We start from the raw sequence: 25545 nt of genomic DNA, 5'->3' as shown, positions 1-25545 counted from the left end.
TAGAAAGTCTTCCATACGTAATTTTTTAGCGTATGGAAGACTTTTTTTATCACCCTTTATTTTTCCTTGCTATTTCTACAAACAAAAAAATAACGATAGGGAATAAAATTCTTTTGCCACATTTTTTGGATTAATTTGGTATTCTCTTACCGCAACAGCTTCAACAAATCTTTCTCTCCTTGTTCTCCGGTATACAGTAACAAGCGATCTCCTGAAAGTAATTGCGTATCGCCTTTAGGAATAATCGTTTCTTTATTTCGTGTGATCGCAATCATTACCGTATCAAGAGGAATTTCAAGATCCTTAATAAAACATTTATCAGCTTTTGCGTTTTCTCGAATCATTACCTCGACAATCGCATTGTTTCCCTGATTCAAATGCGCCAAAGTGACCATATCGTCTAAATTGATTTGATCGATGATAATACTGGATAAGATGTCTGCTTGACTGACTTTTATGTCTACACCCATTTCATCATTGAAAAGCCATTCGTTTTTTGGACTATTGACCCGTGCAACAACCTTTGGAATACCAAATTCGAATTTTGCAATCGTTGCTCCGACGACATTTGTTTCATCTGCACCAGTAACAAAAGCAACCACATCCGAATCATTGATTTCAGCACGTTCTAATACTTTAGGATCTGTCCCATCGCCTTCAATAATATCATTTGTTGGAAAAATATTTTTTAGCAGAGTAACACCTTTTGAACGTTTTTCGATAATTTTCACTTCATTGTTAGAATCTCTCAGCTTTTTTCCAACATAGGTACCAACTTGCCCACCGCCAATAATCAATACTTTCATAAGAAATTCTCCTCTCACAACTCCATGATTTGTTTGATTCTATTCAACGATTCCGGCATCGCAGATACATATAGCCGATCCCCTTGTTTCAACACTGTTCCATTGGAAGGAATGAAGGTATCATTTCCTCGTCCAAGTGCCACGACACGAATTTCATTTAACGGAAATGCATCGATCAAAACAGAATTATCTAAGAGGCTTGGGATGACTAGACGCAAAATTTCAACAGGCGTATTGCCAATCGTCATGACGCTGTCAAGAGTGCTGAATGTCAGCAATTCTTTCGTTCTGGCAATTGACCACTTTGTCGTAGCAATCACTTGAATGCCTAGCGCATTATACACATCAACTTTTCTTTGATCGTACAATCGGGCAATCACTTTAGGAACCCGATATTTATTTTTAGCGATACGAGCAACTAAGGCATTGATATCATCACTTTCCGTACAACCAATCAAGCTATCCGTCTTTTCAATTCCAGCTTTTTCAAGAAGTTCTTTATCAAATTCGATACCTGTCAATGTTTCTCCTTCAAAATCAGCATCCAGATTTTTGAACAGTTCTGGTTTTGAACTGATAACCGTCACCTCGTTCCCATCTTGGGATAGTTCAGTCGCCAAACCTGAACCCAATCGACCACAGCCAACAACAATAATTTTCATCTTGCTTCCTCCTTCTAAATACTTCTTTTCCGTAGCCATGCTTTTCTGATTTCTTCCAAGCCAATAATTGGAACTGGGCAAAGAATCAGATAAATCCACTCAGCAAGTGCAATTGGTGCTGTGTTAAACAAGGAATGAAACACTGGAACATATGCTAATAGACAAAATAGAAAAATTTCAACAATCAAGCCAAAGTTGATGGTTCGATTTGAAAACAACTTAATTTTGAAAATCGATTGTTTTTCGGTTCGGCAATTCATCGCGGCACCTATCTGGCAAAAAATGATTGCCCCTAGAGTCATCGTTGTTGCTTGCCGATAAATCAACCCCGAATCAGCGAGTTCTTGCCCAAAACCACCATTCAGCCAGTAGGAAAAGAAAAATGCACCCATCGCAACTGTCGCTTCTAACAATCCATACCAAATAAAGGATTTAACAAGAAGTTTTTTATTTAGCAAAGGATCTTTTCTTGAACGTGGAGGACGGGACATAATTCCCTCTTCCGGCGCTTCAATACCCAAACCTAAAGCTGGAAGCATATCTGTTCCAAGATCGACAGCTAATATCTGCATAACTGTTAAGGGCAATGGAATCCCTCCCCGAGAAAATAAGAATGCCGCAGAGGGAACCGCTTCTGATGTATTACTGTTAAAAATATAAGCCAAGAATTTTGGGATATTGGTGTAAACAGCTCTTCCTTCTTCTACCGCACGAACAATCGATGCAAAATTATCATCCGTTAAAATCATATCTGCCGATTCTTTCGCGACATCCGTTCCGGTTATCCCCATCGCAACCCCAATATCTGCTTTTTTCAATGCAGGTGCATCATTTACACCGTCACCGGTGACCGCAACAACATTGCCCATTTCTTGTAAGTTTGTAACGACACGAAATTTTTGTTCTGGTGCGACTCTTGCAAAAACGACTTCATCAGATAATGCTTTTTTCAACTCATCATCCGTCATAGACTCTAGTTCGATTCCTGTTACCACACGTGGGTTTTCTTCCTTGACGATTCCGATTCGTTTTGCAATACTGACCGCAGTCAAACCATAGTCACCCGTAATCATAATGATACGAATGCTTGCATGATGGCATTGTTCAACTGCTGCTGAAACTTCAACTCTTGGCGGATCAGCCATCACAACTAACCCTAGAAAAATCATTTCTTGTTCAATCATTTCTGGCGTATAGCTAGTAAGTCCTTTGGGTAAGCCATCTACTTGATCCAAGAGACGACAGGCAACTGCTAAAACCCGCAATCCTTGACGGGCATATTGGTCATTTGCTATCATGGTTTTTTCTTGTTCGTCCGTTGTGATTTCTTGGATTTCACCATTTTTCAACGTATACTTACACAATTCAACTGTTTCTTTTGGTGCACCCTTTGTGAAAGAAACCCGATTACTTCCGAAAAAGTTTTTTTTCATCGCATGGATGGTTGTCATTCGTTTTCTATTTGAATCAAAGGGTAATTCTCGTACTCGTTTTGCTAATTCTTCATTTTCAACTAAATCAATACCGGCTTTTTCAGCAACTACATCCAAACAGGCCTCAGTGGGATCACCCAGTACTGTATAGCGAGGATTTTCATCGTCTGGTGGTAATACTCGCGCATTGCTGCACAAGCTCCCTCCCCGAATAACCCATTCCAAAGTTTCATTATCAAATGCCGTAATCGGTTGACCATTTTTCATTAGTTTACCTTTTGGAGCATAGCCTAACCCTGTCACTTCGTATTCCTGATCTAACAGCCATACATGATTAACCGTCATCTCATTTTGGGTGAGAGTTCCTGTTTTGTCCGAACAAATAACGGATGTTGCACCTAGTGTCTCAACAGAGGATAATTTTTTTACTAGCGCGTGTTCTTTCGCCATTTTTTGAACAGCCATTGCTAATGACAGCGTAACTGTCGGTAACAATCCTTCTGGGATAAATGCCACGATCATCCCTAAAGAAAAAATAAATGCTTTTGCTACTGGTTGATGGACAAAAAAGACTGCCGCCACTAGGAAAAACACTCCTACCGAGATAGCAATCATCGAGATTTGTTTCGTTAAACGATCCAATTCAATCTGCAAAGGACTTTTTTCTTCGCCGAGTGATTGTGTCAGACCCGCGATCTTTCCAAATTCGGTGTTCATCCCAATCGTTGAGACGACAACTTTTCCACTGCCATTTGAAACACTGGTTCCCGCAAAAACAATATTCTTAAATTCTAGTTTACTAGCGTGAGTATCAATAATTGCCTCACTATTTTTTCTAACTGGATTCGATTCTCCCGTCAGAGCTGATTGATTGACTTGTAAGTCCGTTGTTTGAATCAACCGACCATCCGCAGAAATCCGATCGCCTTCTTCTATTAACAAAACATCTCCAGGAACAAGGTCTTCCGTCAGAATTTGTTCTTCTTTGTCGTTTCGAATTACGCGAGCATATGAAGGTAACATTTTTTTTAAGGCTTCTGTTGCTTTGCTTGCACGATTTTCTTGAAAGAAACTAAACAACCCATTGATAATGTTTACCAACCAGATTGCCACCCCTAGTTGTGGTGTGTCCGTGAAAAATAGTGCCACTGCACCACCAACCCACAATAAAATCGCCATAAGACTGACAAAATTTTTGATAAACTTGATAAAAATCGATTCACCTTTTGCTTCTTCAATTCTATTTGTACCAAATTTTTCTTTCGCCTGTAAGACCTCTTTATTTGTTAATCCCTCCGGACGACTTCCAAGCTCGTGATAAACCTCATCTATTTGAAGGCTCTCAATTCCCCCAGAAGCTTGCTTTTTTTCATTCATTTGAAAGAACCCCTTTTTTTCATAAAAATCACTATATTTTAATCGATTGCAAGCTAGTAAACAAAACAGCTTCCATGCTGTAAGTATAGAACTTATTGGTGAAACATCAAGTAATACGAGTTATTAAGCAACTCTTCCTTTCACGATTGTGATATTTTCAACAAATTTTTCTCACTGTCTTTTCACAAAAATTCTTAACTCATTTTCAAGCAAAAATTTCTTGAAGTACACCCGTATTGCCATACAAAAAAACCTAAAGTGCGTAAACACACTTCAGGTTCAATCTTTCGTCTAACTCTTCGCTTTTTCTGGAGCCGCTAATTCCTGCAAAACATTTTGAGCAACTTTTTCCGGAATACCGATTGCCTGAATTTCGGCAACGCTGGCTGCTTGAATATTTTTTAAGGATTTAAATTCCTTCAATAGTAATTTCTTGCGTTTAGGACCCAACCCTTCAATTCCATCCAGTTTTGAAGCAAAACTATTTTTACTGCGCAATTGACGATGGAAGGTAATGGCAAATCGATGGACTTCATCTTGGATACGTTGCAACAAGAAAAATTCTGGTGAATTACGTTCCAATGCAATTGTTTCTAAATTTGCACCAAAAAGAAGTTCGCTGGTTTTATGCTTGTCATCTTTTGCTAATCCAGCGATAGGAATATCCATTCCTAATTGATTCGCCAAAACTTCTCTTGCGGCATCTACTTGTCCTTTCCCACCATCAATGATAATCAGATCGGGTGGTGTTAGCCCATCTTTGATCACACGGGAGTAGCGGCGATAGATCACTTCACGCATAGAAGCATAGTCATCCGGTCCTACAACCGTTTTAATTTTGTATTTTCGGTAATCTTTTTTCGAAGGTTTTCCATCCACAAATACAACCATTGCCGAAACTGGATTTGTTCCCATGATATTCGAGTTATCGAAGGCTTCGATGCGAATTGGTGTTGGAATGTTCATGGCATTACCTAATTTTTCGACTGCACCGATCGTTCGTTCTTGTTTTCGTTGGATCAAGTCAAATTTTTCACTTAATGCCACTCGAGCATTTTTGTTAGCTAATTCAACTAATTTTTTCTTTTCTCCCCGTTGCGGTTGCAATACTTTTGTATCTAGTACCGCAGCAACAGCTTCTTGATCGATATCGTTAGGGATCAAAACTTCTTTCGGAATAAAGTGCTCGGCTTCTTGATAAAATTGTCCGATATACGTCAGTAAATCTTCGGTTGGTTCATTGTAAAACGGAAAAATAGAGACATCCCGCTCAATCAACTTTCCTTGACGGACAAAAAAGACCTGAACACACATCCACCCTTTATCTACAGCATAACCAAAAACATCCCGATCCATGAAATCCGTTTGAGTCATTTTTTGCCGTGTCATGACTGTTTCGATTGCTCGAATCTGATCCCGATATTCGGCTGCTTTTTCAAATTCCAAATTTTGTGCTGCTGCGTTCATTTTTTCTTGAATTTCTTCTTGAATCTGTGTGTGCCCGCCATTTAAAAAACTTTTGATTTCTTCTACCATGTCTTTAAAAATTTGCGGATCAACATGAAACACATATGGACACAAACATTGCCCTAAATGATAGTACAAACAGGGTTCTTTTTGGTGCGTACCGCATTTACGTAAAGGAAACAACCGGTCCAAAATCTTTTTCGTTTCATTTGCTGCACCAACATCGGGATATGGACCAAAATAAAGGGCCTTGTCCTTCAATACTTTACGCGTAATCATCAATCGAGGATACTTTTCATTGGTAATTTTGATAAAGGGATAGGTCTTATCATCCTTTAACATAATATTGTATTTAGGATCGTTCTTTTTGATTAGATTGATTTCCAGCAACAGGGCTTCGATATTAGATTCTGTCACGATATACTCGAAATCATCAATTTCAGAAACCAACCGTTCCGTTTTTGTATTGTGACTGCCGGTAAAATAGGAGCGTACCCGATTTTTTAAAATCTTGGCTTTTCCTACATAAATAATCGTACCATTTTTATCCTTCATCAGATAACAGCCCGGTTGATCTGGTAAAAGCGCTAATTTATTTTTTATGCGTTCATTCAAGGCATCTTCACCTCATTATGTATTTACAAACTGAGAATAGTATATCACGAGTGTCAATCAGAAGAACCAATCTTGCCTGTCCTTAAGAAAAACTAGAAAAACGGAGAAAAAATTTTTTCTCCGCCACCAGATATTATTGTGTTGCCAAATTAAAAATAATCCGATCTTCGGCTTTTAACTTAATTTCTTTGGCTCCCTTTAAAACCGGCTGATCATTGATTGTATACGTCCAATATTTATTGGCCTTTTCATCTTGAACATGATTGTCAATTTCCGTAATAAATCCGTCTTGGTCTTTGATCTCAAAATTATTTTTCATCGTCTCAAACAAAGTATCATTTTTTTTGATTGTAACTTTTTTACTGCTTAGTTCTTGCCCGTCTTCCTTCAACGCAATCGTGACTGTTTGTGAAACAGCTTCCGTTGTTGTCGTGTTGCCCTTTTGTTCGTTATTATTTGGTGAACAGGCACTGATTAAAAGAACACTCAAAAAAAGCAGAGTGGTTGAAATAATTTTTTTCATACTAACTCCTTATAATAATCCATATTTTTGTTTTACTCGTTGTAACTTTTCTAAAAAGGGATTCGCAAATAAAAGTAAAAAAACAGCGGTTGATATTCCATGAATCAAATCCATGGGGGCGCCAGAGATAAAAGCGGCAAGTAAAATATCTTTATTCAAGGTCGGCATAAACAATAAAACAGATGCTGGATTCATGATCCCACCATAGATGAAGAAAATGCTGAAAAAACCGAAAAGTGCCAAGGACCAACGATTTTTCTTCAATAGTCCCCAACGATACAGCAAACCGGCAATAAAACCAATCATCCCAAACGCAAACATCTGCCACGGTGTCCAAGGACCTTGGCTGAAAAAAATATTCGACACCAAAGCCGTAAAGCACCCCACTAAAAAACCAGATTCTGGACCAAAAGCAATCCCAGTGATAATCACAATAGCAGCCACAGGTTTAACTTGTGGCAACATGAAAAATGCCCCTCGACCAGCAACAGCTAGAGCAATCAGCACTGCCAAAATGATTAATTCCCGCGCTTGTGGTTTACGATTTTCAAAAACAATGAAAAAAGGAAGCATTGCTAATCCTAAAAGAAGCAAACTTGCTGTCAAATAATTTCGACTGCCTAGTTTCGGCATAATGACTAAGACTAGCAGTATCCCCAAAAACACGATTCCCAAGCTGATGAAAGTTCGTTTAGACACAGATTGTCGTCTTTTTTGAGAAACAACAGGCAAAATTGACTCCTCTATTTCCTCTTCCTCATTTTCTTTCATCGTCTCATGAGGAAAAGGTTGATCGGCATAAAAAGCTTTTAAAAATTCTTCTGTTCGTCTAGACATTTCTTCACATCCTCAATCGTAACTGCATTGGGAAAATACTTTCGTGCCATTCTGTTGGCAGCAGTCGTATAAAAATGGTTTCCAGCAAAAAAAGCTTTGGCATTTTTTGTTGAAATAATCTGTCCATCAAAAAATAATCCGCAGGTATCTGCATGCTCAGCAATAAATTCGATATCGTGGGAAACCATCACGATAGTCACACCTTGCGCCTGTAATTCCTTTAGCAAATGTCCCAATTCATTTTTATAAAAAGCATCTAACCCTTTCGTTGGCTCATCCAACAATAAAATTTTGGGTCGCAACAGTAAAATCTTTGCTAGCGCCAATCGTTGTTGTTCCCCACCACTTAAATCATAGGGATGGCGGTCCAATAAATTTTCTAATTTGGCGGTCTCAGCGATTCCGGTAATAAGTTGTTGGGTTGTCATCTGACTAGTGACTCGATTTGGCTGCAACATGTCCGCAAGCTCGGTACCAACTGTTTTCTTCACAAACAAACTTTGCGGATTTTGCGGTAGGACGCCCAACAGATCCACATGCAACTCCTGATCCGAAAAACGTTCAATTTTCTTCCCCAAAATTTTTATTTTACCCCGATAAGGATGATTTAGCCCAGCAAGTAAAGAAAGCATCGTACTTTTCCCTGCCCCATTCCCGCCAACGATTCCGGTAAAGCTACCTTTGTCTACTTGAAAAGAGAAATCTTTCAAAATATCCTCTGCTTCACTTTGATAACGAAACCAAACATCCTTCACTTCAATGATTGGCTGCTTACTTTTATTTATCGGCTGATCTGTTTGAATAGGTAACTTCCGAAGAGAAAGAGTTTCCAACCATGTCCGCCCTTCTCTGACAGTCAAAGGAATTGGGGTATTTTGTTGTGATGCATGAGCAAAAATTTGTACAGGTGCCGGCATTGCCGCAAACAAATCATTAGGACTGTCTGACAAAATCTGACTGACTTTTTGTGGGGTTCCCTCTACAGTCAATCGGCCTTCTTCCATCAACCACACCTGATCCGCCATCGGTAACGCTTCCTGTAAGCGATGCTCTGTCAGCAAAATCGTCGTACCGATCTCTCGATTGATTTTTGCAATCGTTTCTAAAAACTCTGTCGTAGCGATTGGATCCAGCTGTGAAGTCGGTTCGTCTAAAATTAGTAAACGAGGGTGCAAGGTCATAACGCTTGCCAAATTTAATAACTGCTTTTGTCCTCCCGACAATTCAGCTACCTCTTTGTGAAACCAGTTTTGAAGACCGAAGTAAGCGGCCATTTCAGCTACCCGCAAACGAATCGTCGCCGAATCATAGCCTAAACTTTCTAAACCAAATGCTAATTCATGCCAGACTTTATCGGTGACTAACTGGTTTTCTGGGTTTTGCAGAACATATCCGATTGCTGTCGTTTGCTCTCGAAGGGGTAGTGTATCTAATGGACGATTCTCAAAAAATATTTTCCCCGTTTTTTCCCCATGAGGAGCTAAAACTGGTTTAAGCTGTCGTAGCAACGTAGTTTTCCCGCTGCCGCTTTTTCCAAATAATACGGTAAAACTGCCTTCTTCCATTTTTCCGGAAAAATTCGCAACGGCCGCCGACTTTGCATCGGGATAATAAAAGGAAAAATCATTGATGGTTAATAGTGGCACTTCCTGCACCTCCCGCTATTTTTCTGGCTTGTCGCCACCGAATTTTTTCATATACTGCTAGAATCATTGGGAGATTACAAAGAATCAGAAAGCTGAGATATCCTAAACTTTCTCCAAATGTTTTAGGCAAAGAAATGATTAATTGCGGATTGTAACTGGTATAAAACTGTCCCCTGCGCCAAAAATAAAAAAATACACCGCTACACAAAAGCAAACTACTGAGCAATAAACCATCTCGGCGATCAAAACGGTACAGTGAAAATGCACTACGGCCTTTTAATCCATAGCCTCGTGCCTTCATTGAATCTGCTGTTTCAATCGCATTTTCCAGCGACCAAGTAATCATGATGGAAAAAATCGTCAATGCATGCTTCATTTTTTGAATCATGGACCCATGTGAAAAATCTCGACCGATACTTTTTTGTCCCTGACGAACCACCGCCAATTGTTGAGAAAATTTTGGCACAAAGCGAAAAACCATGGATAGAACCAAAGAACTGGCAGGCAAAATTTTCCCAAATAAATACACAAATTTGTCTGTAGTCATCACTGCATTGTAGCAAGTAAACCAGGTTAAAGTAATTCCCAGCACCGCAGCTAGAACAACCCCATAGGCGATGGCTTCCATTGTAATTCTGTTTCCATTTTCTAAAATGAGCAGCGGTGTCACTCCATAATGATTAAAGACGGGATTAAGCAGCGCCACCACGACCATTCCCGGCAGCAAAAAAGTGAGTAACCGTCTAAAAAACTGCCGACTTCCTTTCAAATAACTCGCATAAATGCCAGCGGATAGAAAGGAAATTCCCAAAATCAACGGCTGCAGACAAAACATACTGCTGCCAATGACTAAAAGAAAATAGAGAAAATTAATTACAGGATGGCTTTGAGAAAAGGCATCTCTTTTTTCTCGTAAGTTCATCGTTATTCTCCTCCAGAATTAAGATCCGTTCCTAATTCAATCGTATATAACCAATCAATTTGATCTCCTGCTTGCAAATCACGATACTTTGATGCCCCATAATTTGGCACCCACCCGTTGACTTTATACATCCAGCCAGATAAGTTTCCAGCATCAAATTCATACAATTGATTGATTCCTTCAACATAATACGCGTCGTACATCGGTGTCCAGCTGGCTTCCATTTGAATACCTACTTGTTTCGTTGTACGAACTAAAATATCATACACCGAATCATTTTCTTTTAATACAACCTGTGTTGGGACTAAAATCCATCCATCCTTTGGCAGGAAGGCTTGCTTTTCTTTTTTTAGTTTCTCTCGATTTTTTAGAAGTGCAGAAGCAGAAATTGAAACGGTCACCATTTTTTCTGGTTCTTCCTTTGAATCCGTCTGTGAAGAGGCAACAGAAGAAGTTTCTTGCTTGAGCGTTTCTGCTTCTGGATGGATTGTTTCTTGCGTAGAATCCTGATCAACTTCTTGCTGAGCTGTAGATGATTGCGTTATTTGTTTTGCCAGCGACGAACTCGTTGTTTGTGCAGAGGCCTTTTCCATTTCTGCTTTAGTCTTGCCGCCAATCAGGTAATATTGCACCCCGCTTTCCAGTACGGTGAAGGAAAGTTTGGTTTGCTTTCCGGCAGTCGAAATTTGGGGTTGACTTTCTTTAAGTGTTTGCAGCTTACCATTGATTTTACGAACAAGAAGAACTTTGTCTGCCTGCCATTTTTTAGGCAAATAGATTTCGATAATTGGTGTTTCCGCTAAAGTCATTTTTTCAATCTTCACACCCAATGCTTCACTAGCTTGGTTCGCTGCTTCCTTAATCTCCTGCAACCCCTCCTGAAAAGTAACTTTAAGATGCTGATCGACAGGATTTTGGATTTGTTTCCCTTGATACAGCCACTGATACTGGATCGTGCCTGCGGTTCCTTTAAATGTGTAAACCTTTTTCTTTCCACTGATTGTTGCCAACTGTTCCTTTTTCACGATTCCATTTTCATTTAGGTTCGTCACACTGGCTAAAGGGGTTGTTTCTTTTGTCTGCGGTGTACAGCTACCTAAGAACCAGAGAAAAACTAGAAGGGAGGCTATCCATTTTTTCTTCATTTCAATAATTCCCTTCTTGATTTTTTTACTCTGTATAAGCCAGCACCCACCAGTAGGATACAAATGACACTTCCACCTATAATTTCAGGAATTGGCAATTCTTCTGCCTTCGCTTTCTTGTATTTTTGCGGGACAGATTTTTTTGGAGTATAGGTTTCCCCAACAAAATTCCAACCAGATTGACTATTATTAAGAATAGTATTCGTTGTTTGTGTTTCGGCTGCTTGTGTCATGGGTTTTTGTAGGTATTGCGTAGTAGCAGAAGGTCGTTTTTTGCTAACAAATTGTTGAAAACCCGCAGTGGATTCAGTGACAGAAGCAATACCATTATCTCCCGACTCACGTTGAAAATTTTCTGGTTCATTCTCCGTTGTTTTCTCTGATTTTTGAATTGCTCCTTCTGACGCAACTAATAGTTGATAGACTTCTGCAGGGATTAATTTTTTTTGTTTTCCAGTTAGTCCATCATAAGCTGCTCGCGCTAGCTTGACTGCTTCAGGTTGCCGGTTTGGCTGAGTTAATTTTTTGATTTGCTCACTCACTTGCGCGACGGTTTCTTGATCTGATAGTGAAACAACATCTGACATTTGATAAAAACTTGTCTTCTTGTCTGCCAATCGTTGGTAAGCCACAAGGGCACTTAACGCCTGTTCGGTTGCCATCCCATTTGCCTCACCAGGTGCACCTCCGCCACTGCTGTTTCCTCCTGGCAGAACATGCATGAAGCCACCATTTTTAAGCTGAAATTTTGCCAATGCTTCTAGCAGATTTTTCTTTTTGATAAATCGAGAATCTTTTGTCGGATCAACGTCTAATGCCGTCAATGCAAGGATTACCTGCGCAATCTCTTCAGAATTTTCTGTTTTGGCACTACCAAAACTTCCTGCAGAATTTTGTTGTTTAGATAAAAAGGTGAGTCCGCGATCAATCGCCTTTTTTACTGCTGGCTGCTGGCGGTATGGCGCTAAAGCCTGCAAAGTCATCGCGGTGATGTCAATTGTCGGTGTCTTCCCATAAAGAGTCCATCCTCCGCCAACTATTTCTTTTTCTAAAAGGTAATCAAGCAACTTTTTTCTGGTTGTCATGGTTTTCTGCTGAGGAGCCGCATTTAAAGCAAGCAAAGCAAAAATGCCACCATTGATTCCCTGATAGATGGTTTTAGAAAAATCTTGCAAGGGTAAAAACAAATCAAAATCTGCCACTTCGGCTGGGTTTTTGCCAATCGCAGTTAACGCTAAAATCAACCGTGAATATTCCGTGTATTTTACTGAATGCAGCTGCCCATTTACCTCTTGTAGTCGACGAACTACGTTTTGATAGTAAGTCGTCATTAACGGAGAGTTTTGTGGATACCCATTACGTGCCAATGCCAAAATCAGCCATTCATTGGAATAGGTCGGCACGTAGCTTGTAAATAATGATAAGACATAGTTTTGCGTATGGTCAAGCACCTGTTGATAAACCATATCTTGTTTTTTTAATTCATCTAATCGTTCTTCCAGTTCTTCTAATTTTTTCAGCGACTCGGAAGATATCATTGTTTTTTGGCTTGCCGACAACTGATTATATTCAGCACGAACATCGATAATCATTGCTTCATCAAAAAGTTGCAACTTCGCCCACTGGGGTAAGTTCTCGATTTTCTCTTTGAGTTGATCTGCCTTTTGTCGATCCATCACCAGCTTTTCTAAAATATCTCTTGCTTGAGCCAGTTTTTCTTGTAGTTCTAAGGAAACTTCTTCTCTGGAAGTTTCAGATAACTGTGCCAAGGCAGTAGTTAATCGACTCACTTCAGCCAAATTTTCTAAACGTAATTGCTGATTTTCCGGTAAATTTTCTATACCATTGGCAATACTTTCTATTTCTGCAATTAAGTCAGCAATTTTCTTTTCAGCCATTTGCAGTTTTTCTAAAGATTTAGCAGAAAGTTGGTTTTTTTCCGGGGTAGATAAACTTTCATATTTGTTCCGGGTATTTTTTACCATTCCTTGATAATAAAGAGAAATATTTTCCGGTGTTGGTAAATAACTGATACTTTCTTCCACTGCCGCAATTTTTTTTGCAGAGGCGACAATTTCTGTCATTCTTACAGAACACTGGTTTAACTTTTTGCGATTTTCTGCGGAAATCTTTTCTTTTACCTTCGTTGAAAGCAAGTTATATTCCATCACCGCCGTTTCGACTTCTTCTTGTTCCTTTAGGGTCAACACTTGACTATCCGGCAATTGATTGATTACTTTCGTCATTCGCTGAACAGCCGTTTCTTCACTTTCAATCGGAAGTGTGGGCACCGGATTTTTCGTAAATTGATAAATCACACCCTTGTTGGCTTGCTGAAACAATACTTGTCTTAAGGCATGGGCAGTTTGTGCCGTTGCCATGCTATCTGGTTTTGTATCCTCCATCAACCAACGGACGCCGCCATCTTCCAGTTGAAAAGCAAGCAATGCTTCGATCGGTGTGACCGATTTTTGATAATCCCCGCGGGTCAAATCTTCTCCCACCGCTGCCAGACCTAAAACTGCCTGCGCTTGACTATTTGCGTTGGGTTCTGGTGAATAATAAGTTGCAATAAAAAATTGTCCCTGCTCATTTAGACAATTTTTAAAGAAAGAAACACCGTTGGAAATAGCTTTTTTTACTGCCGGTTGATCTTTGAAAGGAGCCAATGCGGTCAAGGTCATTCCCGTCACATCGATATCCCCTGCATTACCAAATAGTGCCCAGCCGCCATCACTCAGCTGTTGTTGAGTGAGTGCATCAATCAACTGTTGAATCTTAGCTTCACGGTTTTCAACTGCATACTCTTTTGAGTAAAGAGCGATTAAACCAAAGATTTGATTGTTGATAGTTCCATTTAGGTCGCTGTCAGCAATCAATTGAATCAAATTTTTTCCCACAACATTTGTGGGATCGCCGCCTAAAGCCAACACACCGATTGTTTGACGTTCCGCATCCGTCCACGGACGTTTCCCACTACCAGACCCGTAATCGACCTTCAAAATCGTGGTTGCTAATTTTTTGTAGGCAGCCGTTCGTGTTGCTTCGTCTGCTGGATTCTCTGAACGAGCCAACGCTAGGGCTGACCATTCATCCAACGTTTTAAGATGGGTGGTCAAGTAGGTGGTTGCCCCATGCAATGAATCAGCAATCGTTTCTGACGGAGAAACGGTAGTTAGTTTATCTATTGCAGCTTGTAATTTTCCCTGATTAATCACTTTTTTCTGCTGATCAGAAGAGAACCCATCAAAAATTTTTTTGACAGAAAATACCTGTGACTTATCTGCCACAGTCAATTGACTTACTTCAGGTAATTGTTCAATTTGTTTAATCAGTTGATCAATTTTTTGTTGTTCTTTTAATTGATTGATTTTAACTTCTGCTTGAACTAACTGTTGCAGAATCTCTGCAGCCACTTGCTTTTTCTCTTCACCAGATAAAGCATCATAAGCTTCGCGGACAGCACGCACTTCGGTTTCCTGAGCAAGGGTCGTAATTGCACCTAGTTGCTTGATTTGGGTTTCAACTTTTGATGCTGCTGTAGCCGCTTCATTATTTTTATTAGGTTCTTGCAACCAAGCCAGTGCTTGATTGACCTCTGTCTGAGAAACCGTTAGACCAGTAAGCTTTTCAAAAGCATTTTGATAGGCTTCTTGATAACTGCTTCCTTGATTAAGCCAGGCGTTTTTATTCTGATTGATTTGCGCTATTTTTTTCGTCAACGCTGTTTTGTCCGCAATTGGCAGATAGTCTGTCTCTGCGTATGCTGCGCCCAAATCAGTCCCATAACCAATTAAAGAGAACTGAACTCGAAAAACATCCCCATTTTGCGGATAAGTATCACTCATTCCCCGACCAGAAAATTGATTATTTATGGAATACATCCAACCAGATGTCGCAGTGTAGGAAAATTCTGCTAAATTTTGATTGGCTTCATTTTTTTCTGTATTTGACAAAGATATTCCCGCTTGTTTCGCAAAATTCTGCAATTCTTGTGGAATAGCTAATGGATTATTGATACTGTTTTTGACACTTTCTAAATAAAATTGATTGGCTAGTGTACCAGAATGCTCATACCCGTAGCCGGCTTTTTTAAATATAGAATCCAGCACTTGCGCATAGTTCCAATTTTGTGTCACATTTATTTCTTGTGGCTCGATGATGTAGCCTTGACCTAACACAAATTTTTCCACCGAAACGGTAATTGTTTTGCTCGTTTGTTTTACTTCCATTGCTTTTGTTTCACTCACTGCTGTAGATTGTGGTAAATTCCTTTCACTCGCAGTTGTACTTTCTTCTGTTGAAGTAGTTGTTTCACTCGAATGTGTCGAGGAATTAATCGTTTCAGCGGTTGTTGTGGCTTCTGTTTTCGTTATCAGCTCTGAAGATAAAGAAGTCTCTTGACTTTCCCTTGTTTCGCTACTTGCTTCAACTACCGCCGCAAACACCGGCAGACTCATAAAAAAAGACTGACTCACCAAAAGCAGAGTCAAAAAGATCTGCACCGTTTTTTTCATTTTTCTCCCCATTTCTTTCACACAAAAAACACTCCATAAAATACAGAGTGTCCAGCAACCACTAATTGATGCATGGCAAAAAACCATGTCAAAGAAATGGATGCTGGACAATTCACCCTGATATGTTGTCCAGTGCCGTTAGTTGAAGCTATCTGACTTCGTGTTGTCTTCCTATTCAAGTTTTTTGAATGAGTTTAGGAATCTCCACGTTACAGTAGAAAGGGGCTGTTGCGGATTTCCACCGCATTCCCTTCAAGCTATCGGTCCATAAATAAAAAGTATTCCTTGTTCATTATTTCTGGATTACAGTCCACATTTTAATTGGACTTTGCAGTTGGTACACGTACTACAACCACCGATTTCTTCGATCGTTCCTTTTTGACAGATTGGGCAGATTTCTCCTTCCAATGGTTGTTGATCCACCGTCACTACATTTTCATCTTCCAATGTAGCTTCCTGATAATTCTCTTGCGCTTCCAGCGTCAACACTTGACTCTCTCGGCTGCCATCGACATAAACGGTCCCACCTTTTGCTCCGCCGCGATAAAGTGCTTCGTAAATTGCTGCTACTTGATCCACACGATAACCTCGTGGTGCATTGACTGTTTTAGAAATAGAGCTGTCTACCCAGCGTTGAATGGTACATTGCACGCCAACATGGGCTTCCGGAGTTAAACTCATAGCAGAAACAAAAAATTCCGGTAATTGTTCTTTGGTATAAGCAGAATGATCGGCCAAATATTCTTCAACGATTGCTGCATTCACTTCAATAAATTTACCAAGTCTGCCACTGCGGAAGTAAGAGAAGGAAAAATAAGGTTCCAAGCCAGTCGAAACCCCTGCCATAGTTCCTGTTGAACCAGTAGGAGCAACCGTCAACAAATGAGAATTTCGAATACCATATTTAAGAACGCCTTGACGAATCGCTTCAGGCATTTTTTTCATATAACCGGATTGAATAAATTTCTCCCGTAATTCACGAGTTTCCTGTTCGTCTTTTCCAATTAAGTATGGGAAGCTTCCTTTTTCTTTTGCCAATTCGATAGATGTCTCATAGGCTGTTGTGGCAATTTTTTCAAAAACGTTATCCACCAATTGGTTCCCGGTTTCTGATCCATAGGTTTCTTCACAGTAAATCAATAAATCTGCAAGACCCATCACACCTAAACCAACACGACGTTCTCCTTTGGCTTGGGTTTCATTTTTATCAAAAAAATAAGGGGTAGCATCAATGACGTTGTCTTGGAAACGAACGCTCGCACGAACAACTTCTGCTAATTTTTCAAAGTTTACTTGTCTATTTTTTTTATCAACCATATTTGCTAAATTAATCGCAGCTAAATTACAAACGGCATAAGGGGTTAGTGGCTGTTCTCCACAAGGATTTGTTGCCACGACCTTTTGTCCGTAGGCAGAAGCGTTCGTCATTTCGTTTGCATTGTCTATAAAAAAGATTCCTGGTTCTGCTGAGTAAGTCGCACAAAAAGTAATCAAATTCCACAATTCCCGAGCTTGGATTGTTTCATAAGTTTTTACCCGTCTGCCTGTTGTCGCCCATTCTCTGACATCGCCAATTTCCGCCCAGTTTTCATCGTAATCTGCCATCTCTTCTTCATTATAGTCTTCAATTGCTGGGAAACGCAGGGCATATTCATTATCGTTTTCTACTGCATCCATGAAATCTTTTGTCAGACAAACAGAAATATTTGCCCCAGATAAAAATTCACTATTTTTAACAGAATAACTGCCGCCTTGCTGTAATTTTTGTTTAATTTCTTTGAGGTACTGCGAGTCATTGAATTCGCTGGCTTTTTGACTCTCAATAACTGCCGTATAAAATTCTTTCTCTGCTTCTGCTAAAGGGGTAAAGGACAATTTTTCACTGGCTAATTTTTTGACAATAGGACTTCTCGTTGTAGCAATCAAATGCTGCAAAACAGCCGGATTTTGCATTTTTGAAATAATAAATTCAAAAATATCTGGATGCCAATCTGCCATCATAATCATTTGTGCGCCTCGCCGACTGCCACCCTGCTCTACTAAATGGGTAAGATTTGCCAAGTCGTTCAGCCACGAAACTGAACCGGATGATTTTCCATTGACCCCATGAACGATGGCTGCTCGTGGACGCAAGGTTGACCCATTGGTTCCAACACCACCCCCGCGACTCATAATTTCCATCACTTCTTGTCGGTGAGTTGCCAAACCGCCTCGTGAATCATGGATGAATGGCATTACAAAACAATTAAAGTAGGTGACTTCCGAATTTGTTCCCGCACCATACAACACTCGACCCGCTGGAATCAAATTTTGTTCCACCAGCTGTTGATAAAAAGTTTGGAATAATTCTTCTTGTTTTTTACCATTTTCCATCTTTGCAATACCTGTCGCTACACGTTTTGCAATTTGTTCGAAATAAATTTCCATGGGTTTTTCTACTTCATTTTTGTGACGTTCAACCAGACCAGAAGCTGCTTCGAGAGGATCCGTCAACGCCGTGCGAAATTCTTCTTCCACTTCGATGATTAATCGATCGTCTGTTTGATCCTGCACCACACCGATTCCTCTTGCCGGATATTGTGGATCTGGATGGGTCGTCAAAACAACCAAATCCCCTTTTGTGATCGTTTGACCGTTAGGATCTTTAAAGGCATAACGATCCAGCATAATCAGACGGGAAATCCCTTCAAAAGTCATGGTCATTTCTTTTTCGACGGGGAAGACACCAGAAAATTGTTGAATCGTTTGATTTAATTTTTCAATATATTGAAAGCTCAAGGCTTTTGCCACAAAAATCACTCCTAAATAAAAAAATTCGCGAACAGCACAATATCTTGTGTTCGAGAATAATTATCACACTATATATCGTATAATTCAACGTTGTAATTTATAATTTTTTTTGTTATAGTTGAGAATGTTTATCAGTTAAGCTTTTGTTTTTTCATAAAAAAAAACTCAGAATCAAAAAATTCTGAGCAAGTTTTTGCTATTAATTCTTTTCTACCAAGAATAATTGTTTTGAGTAAACCGACGATAGGAATGCCGAACACAGCTGCCGTAGATAAGTAAAAAGACTCCCGCACCCACCGTGATGAAAAATCCTGAAATACCAATTGTTCCACCTGCATACATCGTCATTGATGCAAGAATTGGGAACAACGAGAATACACACAAACCGATTCCACCAATCAAAGAGAAACTAAAACTTTTACGATAAGCATCTTCTCTGAGTTGTGCTGCATGAATCACCTTCCCCGAAATCAATCGATTGCCTAAAAAACGATTCAATTCTGAATTTTTCATGCCGGCAACGATGAAAAAACCTACAGCAACAGCCGCTCCTAGAAATAAAAGCCCAAAAGCAATTGATAGTCCACCTAATCCGGCAAAAAAGAAGAAGCCGGCGATTGCTAAACAACTAATAAACACGCCACTAGCAATTTGAAAACTGGTTTTCTTCGCTTGACGCCAATATTCTTCTGCTTCTTCTAAGCTAATATTGTTCTCACCATCTGTTTCCGCAAATACCTTTTCTTTCTCCAAATTCATTTCATCCAGCAATTCATCGATGGAACCAAATGTTGCGATTACCGTACCAATTGCTTCGTGCTCATTTTTTCCTTCTTCAATTAGTTCATGATAATGATCTTCCATATTTGCCAATAAATCAGTCTTTAATTTTTCTGTTTCTCTGTTTCGTGGTACTTCAATAAAAAGACTTTCTAAATAATTGCGAATCGTATCCATTTAATTTCCCTCCATAAACTGATCAACAACTGCTTTTGTCAACTGCCATTCCTGTTTTTTGTCATTCAAATAATCCAAACCGACCTTAGTGATCTTGTAGTAGGTTCGTTTTTTCCCATGTGTCACCTCACCAGGATAGGAGGTAATAAGCTCATTTTTTTCCAATCGAGAAAAAACGGAGTACAGCGTGGTTTCTTTGATTACATATTTTTCCTTTGTCATTTCACGAATCGTTTTTGAAATTTCGTATCCATAGGAATCATTTTTTTTCAGGATTGACAAAATAATCGCATCATTGTAGCCGCGTATTCCATCGCTTGAGATCATTTTGCTTCCCCTCCAAAAGTACTTCATCTGTCGTTGTAATTAGCATACTACGATTACTCCGACAGGTAAAGTACTTTTTTCTAAGACTTTAGTCGGATTTTTAGCTCTTGAATTTACATTCAAGTACAACAAAAAAGCCGAGAAATGGTTCTCGGCTTTTAAATAGGACAATTTGTCATTTACTCCCCATCAAGAAAATTCCATTGCATGAAATCTTCAAAGAGTTGTTCTTCCTGATTGCTTTGAAATTGCTGCTCTTCCTCGTCGTCTTCTTCTGCTGCAAGCACAAACTCTTCCAACTCTTCTGATTCCTCTTCACCAAAGGGATCCTTTTCGTCAAAATCAGCTTCAAAAACTTCCTCATTCATGGTTTCCTGCTCCTTTCAGAATTTGCTCCATTCTAAAAATCCCATTCTTCCGCTTGCTCAGCTTCAAACTTTTGATAAAGAACTTCTAAGAAAGCCATTGTCGTGACGGAATAATAAGGTACGACATAAAATCCAGCCAATCCATAGGTCATCCCATAAAGGAAAAACCAAAAATAAAAAGATGCTTGTAAAAATAGATATTCCAATTTATAGCCCTTCATTATCTGCCGGCTCAAAGCGATTGCTTCCTTCGCAGATAATTCAGGTCGTTTTTCCAGCAGATAATTTGTCATTGCATAAGAAGCTTTTTTGATAATACCTGGAATCACAAACAGCAATGACCATAAAAAAGTATACAGAGTAATCAGTAAATTGGCCTTGATCACACGATTTTTCTGTGATTTCACAAAGTATTTGAAAATCTTTATGCCATCAGCTTTTTGTCCTCTCAAAGTGAAAATACCGCTCCATTGAAGAACTGGTTCAATTTGACTTGAAAATAACAAAATAATCGCAAATAAAATCAGACTCAGCAATCCACCTATAAATAAATTAGAACCGGAATTAGACCGATCATATTCCACATAAGAATAACCCGAATAATCGCTGTAAAAATCATTTTCTGCGCCGAAATTTCCCATTACTAAAATCATCAAGAAAATAAGACCGACCAGCACAATACCACAACCAATAATGGTCGGAACCCATTCTCCGTATCGACCGGACAGCTTTCTTTGCACTTCTTGTTTTAGCTCCGCTCGAGTAACCCCCAAACTGTTTGCTGCTTCCATTTGTAAAACGGTTGGTTTCTCTTTCATTACCGGAGATAATTCTGCCTTGGAATTAGTCAAATCAAACCCACAATAGCGACAAACCTTATCACCCTCACTCACTTCTTTTCCGCAATTCGGACAATTACTCACTTCAATCCCTCCAGATTTATTATTTGTTTGATTATACTACGTTTGAAAAAAAGAAAAAACAAATAACCTTGCTAATCTGAATAGCCGGTTGCTATATTCTTAAGAAAAATACGACATCTAAATTACCTGGGCTGATTTCACTGGTATTCGATTCTGAAATAATCTAGTTGTTTTTTAAACCTATCTTGAGCCAATAAGCAAGTATCCATCAGATATTCCTTATCCGTCTTCCATTCCTTTAAACCGCGATAGTAAAACAGCTTTAATTCTTCATTAATGATAAAAGGAACCATATTGTTTCTCAAACATTCTTTGAACATTATCAATCGCCCGACTCGACCGTTTCCATCTTGAAAAGGATGGATAGATTCAAATTCGTAATGAAAAGCAATGATTTCTTCAAATGTCTTTGTTTTTACTTTATTATACTGAGCCAAGAGTTCTTTCATTTTTTTAGCTGTATTTTCAGGTGAAGTAGTTGATTTTCCGCCAACCTCATTTGGCAGCTTCTTATATTCACCTACTGCAAACCATTCTTTTCTTGAATCACTGGTACCGTTTTTTAAAATCTGATGGAGTTTTTTTACAAGGGATTCACTTAACTGATAATTAGCTTCTTCAATTATTACATCAATACAACGGAAATGATTGGCTGTTTCCATAATGTCATCTACATTTATACTATTCTCTCCTATACCAATTGTATTCGTCTCATAAATATATCGTGTCTGATCATGAGTTAATTGACTCCCTTCAATATGGTTAGAATTATACGTCAAATCAATTTGGATTCGATGGTAGATGCTTCCTTTTTGATGGGTTCTTTTTTCATCTTTTACTATTTCTAACAAGCTGGGGGAGAGTACTTCCTTTTTATTTAAGCGTTTGGGTTTCTTAACATTCGCAGGTATTTCCCAAGTCTTTCCATTTAATCTTGCCCCTGTGATTCGTCCCATTCTCGCATAATTTCTGACCGTTCGCTCGGATAAATTCCATTTTTTTGCTAAATCTGTTACGGATAAATACTTCAATTTGATCACCTCTCTTACAATATAGCACCTAACGGCAATAACTAACAATTTATATATTTAAAAAATAAATATTGCCGACAATAATAGAATTCATTCGTATAAAATCGGAAAATACCGACTATTTTCGGTGGCTCAGTAGATTATTAATTAATTTCCATCTATAAATTCTTTCGCAAGTTGCTCATTAATAATACGTAAAGAAGTTTGCTCCCGATTCGAATTATTCAAAAAAGATATATTTCCGTACCAACAGATTGACCTATCCAAAATACACACTGCCTGAGTAATTGTAGGCAAGAATTTAATGACACTATTACTGGGTAATTTTTCAACAAGCTTTTGTTGATTTACTCTTGATCTCCCGTTAAGTGTAGATGGTATCGTTGTTACTACCGTAAATTTTGCAGCTAAATTCTGTTTGAGTAACCCAACCAAGGAACTATTTAGTTTGGGAATGGCAATAAAAATTGTTTCTTTGGTATTTTGTACATCTTCTTTAAAGAACTGACAATAATTGTTGCCATCATAGATATGTGCTTGGTATTTTCTTGTAAACTCATCCTCCGCAAGCTCATAGTTCAACTGCTTATAAAATCTCGTTCGTTTGCGATACATTCGAGCAAACATTACGTTTGAGATATCAACATAATCATAAATTCTTAATTCATCTTTGTTTTTAAGATTTCTTTGTAATCTCCCTGCGTATTGCTTTACCATAATCTCAGATTGAAAAGGTAAAGTTAAAAAGAGTGTGTCTAATTGAGGTAAATCAAATCCTTCTCCAGCATATTTCCCAGTTGCAAATAAAATATAAGGCGTAGTTCGATCCAACAGTTCCGAGACAACATTTTTATTATTTTTTTTATTTCCTGCGCCAATAAGTTTATACAGGTCATTACTAGAAAGATGCTTAGAAACTTCGGCTTCAATTAACTGTAAGTGATCTACGCGCTCACTTAAAACCAGACACGTTCGCCCTGTTTTGAAATTCGCCACAATATCTTCGACAATCTGCTGAGTTCTATTTATAGATTTACTGAGAGATGAGAGTTGATCAACATAGGATAGTTTCTTAAATTCTTTGCCTAATTCGCCAATCGATGTGTATCTTGGGTATAGGTATTGCTTAATAAGAACATTCTCTTCTTGTAATTGAGAACTTTCATATCTTAGAGGGCCGCATCTCATATTAATGATGGGTGTCAGACCATCTTCCCGTTTAGGCGTAGCACTCAATCCCAAAATATACTTACAAGCAGCTTGTTTTATTACACCATCAAAAGAAAATGCTGCAATATGATGACACTCATCAATAATTACCATTCCATAGTCTGTAAAAAAAGTGTTCCGTTCTTCCTCTGACATTTTTGAAAGTTTTTGAATCGAAGCAACATCGATTACTTTTGTCTGTTGGAACTTATTTCCAAAAATAGTGCCAATTTTTTCTTTTTTCCTCACTCGTCCAGTAGGGGTGTATTCCTTGAATGGTTCAGAGTTAATTCTCAAAAAATTCTGTAGCTGATTGAACCACTGATTTGATAAATTTTGATTATGTACCAAAATAAGCGTCGAGACTTTTCTTTTAGCAATCATGTAAGCGGCCAGAACGGTTTTTCCAAATCCTGTTCTTGCTGAAATTATACCTAGGTCATGTTCCGCGATTGATTGAATCGCCTTCACTTGTTCGTTCCGTAGTTCCCCGACGAATTCAACATCGATTATTACTCCACTCGAAGTCAAATCGTCAATCCGCATCTCTGGCATAAGATTACACATAGTTTCCTCGATTCCTCTTGGGAGGAATAGCATATTATTACTGATTTTAGCAGCTGTTAACAACCGTGGAATATTCCAAATAGGTGCCCTCATTCGTTGTAGTTTATAGTATTCAGGGTTCTTAAATGTTGCAAGAAACATCAACCGAATTTGGTCCTCTCTACTTACACCATTAAGAGAAATTTGAAGCTCGCCAGAACGTTTTACTTGTAATTTCGCCGGGTATTTTTTCTTATGCCCCATTGTTTGTAAATACCGGTTTTCATCAAATTCATACTCTAGAATCAAAACTTCACTGTTGATTTCAGTAATTCTGTCATCTATTTCATTGGAATCATATTTGGGAATTTTAGAAAGATGATTCCATAAATCAGTTGGCTGTAAGGTCTGAAATTGATCAGTTAAAAAAATTGAACAGCCTTTTTTTACATTCTCCCATTTAAGCGGAAGTGCAATTAAATTCCCAAATCCCCCTTTAGGCAATGTATCCTGCAGAGGTATGATACGGTCGTAGGCAGTAAAATTCATTAATGGAGTGTGCATCATCGCATCTGTTAACAGCAGATTTGCCAGTCTTCTTCCTTTTGAGGCAGGTATTTTTTCTTTAAAAAAGAGCCAAATATGGATACCGTTTCCTGATTGAGATCGTTCAATCAACGGAGTTATATCATATCGTTGGCAGGTTTCTACAAAAGATTTTGCCTCCTCTTCCGCATGCCCTTTATCAAAATCTATTACAACAAAATGAGACGTGTCATCTTCAAGTAACGGGTAAATTCCATAAAAGTTATTTCTAGCATCGTTCATTATATGCTTATTGATTGTTTCATCATCATATGGAACAAACTGCCTTATTGGACATTCTATGCACTTATACTTAGGATTGTCATTTTTCGGACATCGAGGATTTTTGCTCCATTCCAAACGACAATACGGACTATATCCTTTTCCGTTACCCCATCGTTTGGCAAAGACATCTTGACGTCCTGTAAAATAGCTTTTAAACAGATTCAATTTTTCTTCCTTTGAAAAACCCTTGTGGTTCATATGATTCTCTAAACTAGCTTGCGTAATTGAATATTGTGTTCCAGACGAATCTTCAACAATAAAAACCTGTTCACCTGAAAATAAGTCAGATAATTTCTTCAAGAGAATCAATTCTTGACCATTTTTTAATCGCACATATTTTTTCATTTATAGTTCTCTTCTTTGCTTAAGATTTGTCTGCCACAAACTTTTTCCCTAATTAAAAATTCCCGTAATCATAAAGAAACAAGCACACAATCCTACAACAAAATTTCCCCTCCATCAATATTCTCCAATACCTTCGTGGCTGTTGGATTTTCCATTTCAGTCGCTCCTTGAATTCTTTTCTTTATTTTATCACTAATTTACTTACTGACGACCCTTATTTTCTCCTAGC

Annotated in this window: 17 protein-coding genes; all 17 read right to left on the bottom strand. The window is 38.6% G+C overall.

Annotated elements, in window-relative coordinates:
- Positions 1–146 precede the first annotated feature (146 nt).
- The gene (locus BN1875_RS03260) at positions 147–806 is read right to left on the bottom strand and encodes a potassium channel family protein (RefSeq protein WP_048603438.1); all 660 of its coding nucleotides are present in this window, start codon (positions 804–806) and stop codon (positions 147–149) included.
- 14 nt (positions 807–820) lie between these two features.
- Complete coding sequence (locus BN1875_RS03255) at positions 821–1468, bottom strand: potassium channel family protein (RefSeq protein ID WP_048603437.1); 648 nt, start codon at positions 1466–1468, stop codon at positions 821–823.
- Positions 1469–1482: 14 nt separating this feature from the next.
- Complete coding sequence (locus BN1875_RS03250) at positions 1483–4278, bottom strand: cation-translocating P-type ATPase (protein ID WP_048603436.1); 2796 nt, start codon at positions 4276–4278, stop codon at positions 1483–1485.
- 291 nt (positions 4279–4569) lie between these two features.
- Positions 4570–6360, bottom strand: a complete 1791-nt coding sequence (gene uvrC, locus BN1875_RS03245; RefSeq protein WP_048603435.1) for an excinuclease ABC subunit UvrC — start codon at positions 6358–6360, stop codon at positions 4570–4572.
- A 133-nt stretch (positions 6361–6493) separates the two neighbouring features.
- Complete coding sequence (locus BN1875_RS03240) at positions 6494–6883, bottom strand: DUF4430 domain-containing protein (RefSeq protein ID WP_048603434.1); 390 nt, start codon at positions 6881–6883, stop codon at positions 6494–6496.
- 9 nt (positions 6884–6892) lie between these two features.
- The gene (locus tag BN1875_RS03235) at positions 6893–7720 is read right to left on the bottom strand and encodes an ECF transporter S component (RefSeq protein WP_048603433.1); all 828 of its coding nucleotides are present in this window, start codon (positions 7718–7720) and stop codon (positions 6893–6895) included.
- On the bottom strand, positions 7693–9366 hold the full coding sequence (locus BN1875_RS03230) for an ABC transporter ATP-binding protein (RefSeq protein ID WP_048603432.1): 1674 nt from the start codon (positions 9364–9366) through the stop codon (positions 7693–7695). The genes BN1875_RS03235 and BN1875_RS03230 overlap by 28 nt, the downstream gene beginning before the upstream one ends.
- The gene (locus BN1875_RS03225; RefSeq protein WP_048603431.1) at positions 9344–10288 is read right to left on the bottom strand and encodes an energy-coupling factor transporter transmembrane component T; all 945 of its coding nucleotides are present in this window, start codon (positions 10286–10288) and stop codon (positions 9344–9346) included. Before BN1875_RS03225 ends, BN1875_RS03230 begins: the two co-directional genes overlap by 23 nt.
- A 2-nt stretch (positions 10289–10290) precedes the next feature.
- A complete protein-coding gene (locus tag BN1875_RS13310) occupies positions 10291–11433 on the bottom strand; it encodes a DUF4430 domain-containing protein (RefSeq protein WP_053082147.1) in 1143 nt (380 codons plus the stop codon).
- On the bottom strand, positions 11430–15950 hold the full coding sequence (locus BN1875_RS03215) for a prenyltransferase/squalene oxidase repeat-containing protein (RefSeq protein WP_187115912.1): 4521 nt from the start codon (positions 15948–15950) through the stop codon (positions 11430–11432). The genes BN1875_RS13310 and BN1875_RS03215 overlap by 4 nt, the downstream gene beginning before the upstream one ends.
- Before the next feature lie 303 nt (positions 15951–16253).
- Positions 16254–18728 carry a vitamin B12-dependent ribonucleotide reductase gene (locus BN1875_RS03210; protein ID WP_048603703.1) on the bottom strand — a complete coding sequence of 825 codons (2475 nt, stop codon included), beginning with the start codon at positions 18726–18728 and terminating at the stop codon, positions 16254–16256.
- Between the two features lie 222 nt (positions 18729–18950).
- The gene (locus BN1875_RS03205) at positions 18951–19697 is read right to left on the bottom strand and encodes a permease prefix domain 1-containing protein (RefSeq protein WP_048603429.1); all 747 of its coding nucleotides are present in this window, start codon (positions 19695–19697) and stop codon (positions 18951–18953) included.
- Positions 19698–20024 carry a PadR family transcriptional regulator gene (locus BN1875_RS03200; RefSeq protein WP_048603428.1) on the bottom strand — a complete coding sequence of 109 codons (327 nt, stop codon included), beginning with the start codon at positions 20022–20024 and terminating at the stop codon, positions 19698–19700.
- A gap of 179 nt (positions 20025–20203) precedes the next feature.
- The gene (locus BN1875_RS03195) at positions 20204–20392 is read right to left on the bottom strand and encodes a hypothetical protein (RefSeq protein WP_048603427.1); all 189 of its coding nucleotides are present in this window, start codon (positions 20390–20392) and stop codon (positions 20204–20206) included.
- 32 nt (positions 20393–20424) lie between these two features.
- Positions 20425–21315, bottom strand: a complete 891-nt coding sequence (locus BN1875_RS03190; protein WP_048603426.1) for a DUF975 family protein — start codon at positions 21313–21315, stop codon at positions 20425–20427.
- Between the two features lie 137 nt (positions 21316–21452).
- Positions 21453–22346, bottom strand: coding sequence for a Fic family protein (locus BN1875_RS03185; protein ID WP_048603425.1), 894 nt, complete (start codon positions 22344–22346; stop codon positions 21453–21455).
- A 147-nt stretch (positions 22347–22493) separates the two neighbouring features.
- Complete coding sequence (locus tag BN1875_RS03180) at positions 22494–25316, bottom strand: TOTE conflict system archaeo-eukaryotic primase domain-containing protein (protein WP_048603424.1); 2823 nt, start codon at positions 25314–25316, stop codon at positions 22494–22496.
- Positions 25317–25545 lie beyond the last annotated feature (229 nt).

It is taken from the genome of Enterococcus massiliensis, assembly GCF_001050095.1.
In the GTDB taxonomy this organism is placed as follows: domain Bacteria; phylum Bacillota; class Bacilli; order Lactobacillales; family Enterococcaceae; genus Enterococcus_C; species Enterococcus_C songbeiensis.
The sequence above is the reverse complement of the archived record's forward strand: the minus strand, read 5'-3'. Positions and strand labels throughout refer to the sequence as shown.

What these genes read in the sequence shown, in the direction of transcription:
- BN1875_RS03180 (WP_048603424.1), bottom strand. Translation starts at nt 25,316, where the DNA reads ATGAAAAAATATGTGCGATTAAAAAATGGTCAAGAATTGATTCTCTTG.
- BN1875_RS03225 (WP_048603431.1), bottom strand. Translation starts at nt 10,288, where the DNA reads ATGAACTTACGAGAAAAAAGAGATGCCTTTTCTCAAAGCCATCCTGTA.
- BN1875_RS03235 (WP_048603433.1), bottom strand. Translation starts at nt 7,720, where the DNA reads ATGTCTAGACGAACAGAAGAATTTTTAAAAGCTTTTTATGCCGATCAA.
- BN1875_RS03250 (WP_048603436.1), bottom strand. Translation starts at nt 4,278, where the DNA reads ATGAATGAAAAAAAGCAAGCTTCTGGGGGAATTGAGAGCCTTCAAATA.
- BN1875_RS03200 (WP_048603428.1), bottom strand. Translation starts at nt 20,024, where the DNA reads ATGATCTCAAGCGATGGAATACGCGGCTACAATGATGCGATTATTTTG.
- BN1875_RS03205 (WP_048603429.1), bottom strand. Translation starts at nt 19,697, where the DNA reads ATGGATACGATTCGCAATTATTTAGAAAGTCTTTTTATTGAAGTACCA.
- BN1875_RS03195 (WP_048603427.1), bottom strand. Translation starts at nt 20,392, where the DNA reads ATGAATGAGGAAGTTTTTGAAGCTGATTTTGACGAAAAGGATCCCTTT.
- BN1875_RS03260 (WP_048603438.1), bottom strand. Translation starts at nt 806, where the DNA reads ATGAAAGTATTGATTATTGGCGGTGGGCAAGTTGGTACCTATGTTGGA.
- BN1875_RS13310 (WP_053082147.1), bottom strand. Translation starts at nt 11,433, where the DNA reads ATGAAGAAAAAATGGATAGCCTCCCTTCTAGTTTTTCTCTGGTTCTTA.
- BN1875_RS03255 (WP_048603437.1), bottom strand. Translation starts at nt 1,468, where the DNA reads ATGAAAATTATTGTTGTTGGCTGTGGTCGATTGGGTTCAGGTTTGGCG.
- BN1875_RS03215 (WP_187115912.1), bottom strand. Translation starts at nt 15,950, where the DNA reads ATGAAAAAAACGGTGCAGATCTTTTTGACTCTGCTTTTGGTGAGTCAG.
- BN1875_RS03240 (WP_048603434.1), bottom strand. Translation starts at nt 6,883, where the DNA reads ATGAAAAAAATTATTTCAACCACTCTGCTTTTTTTGAGTGTTCTTTTA.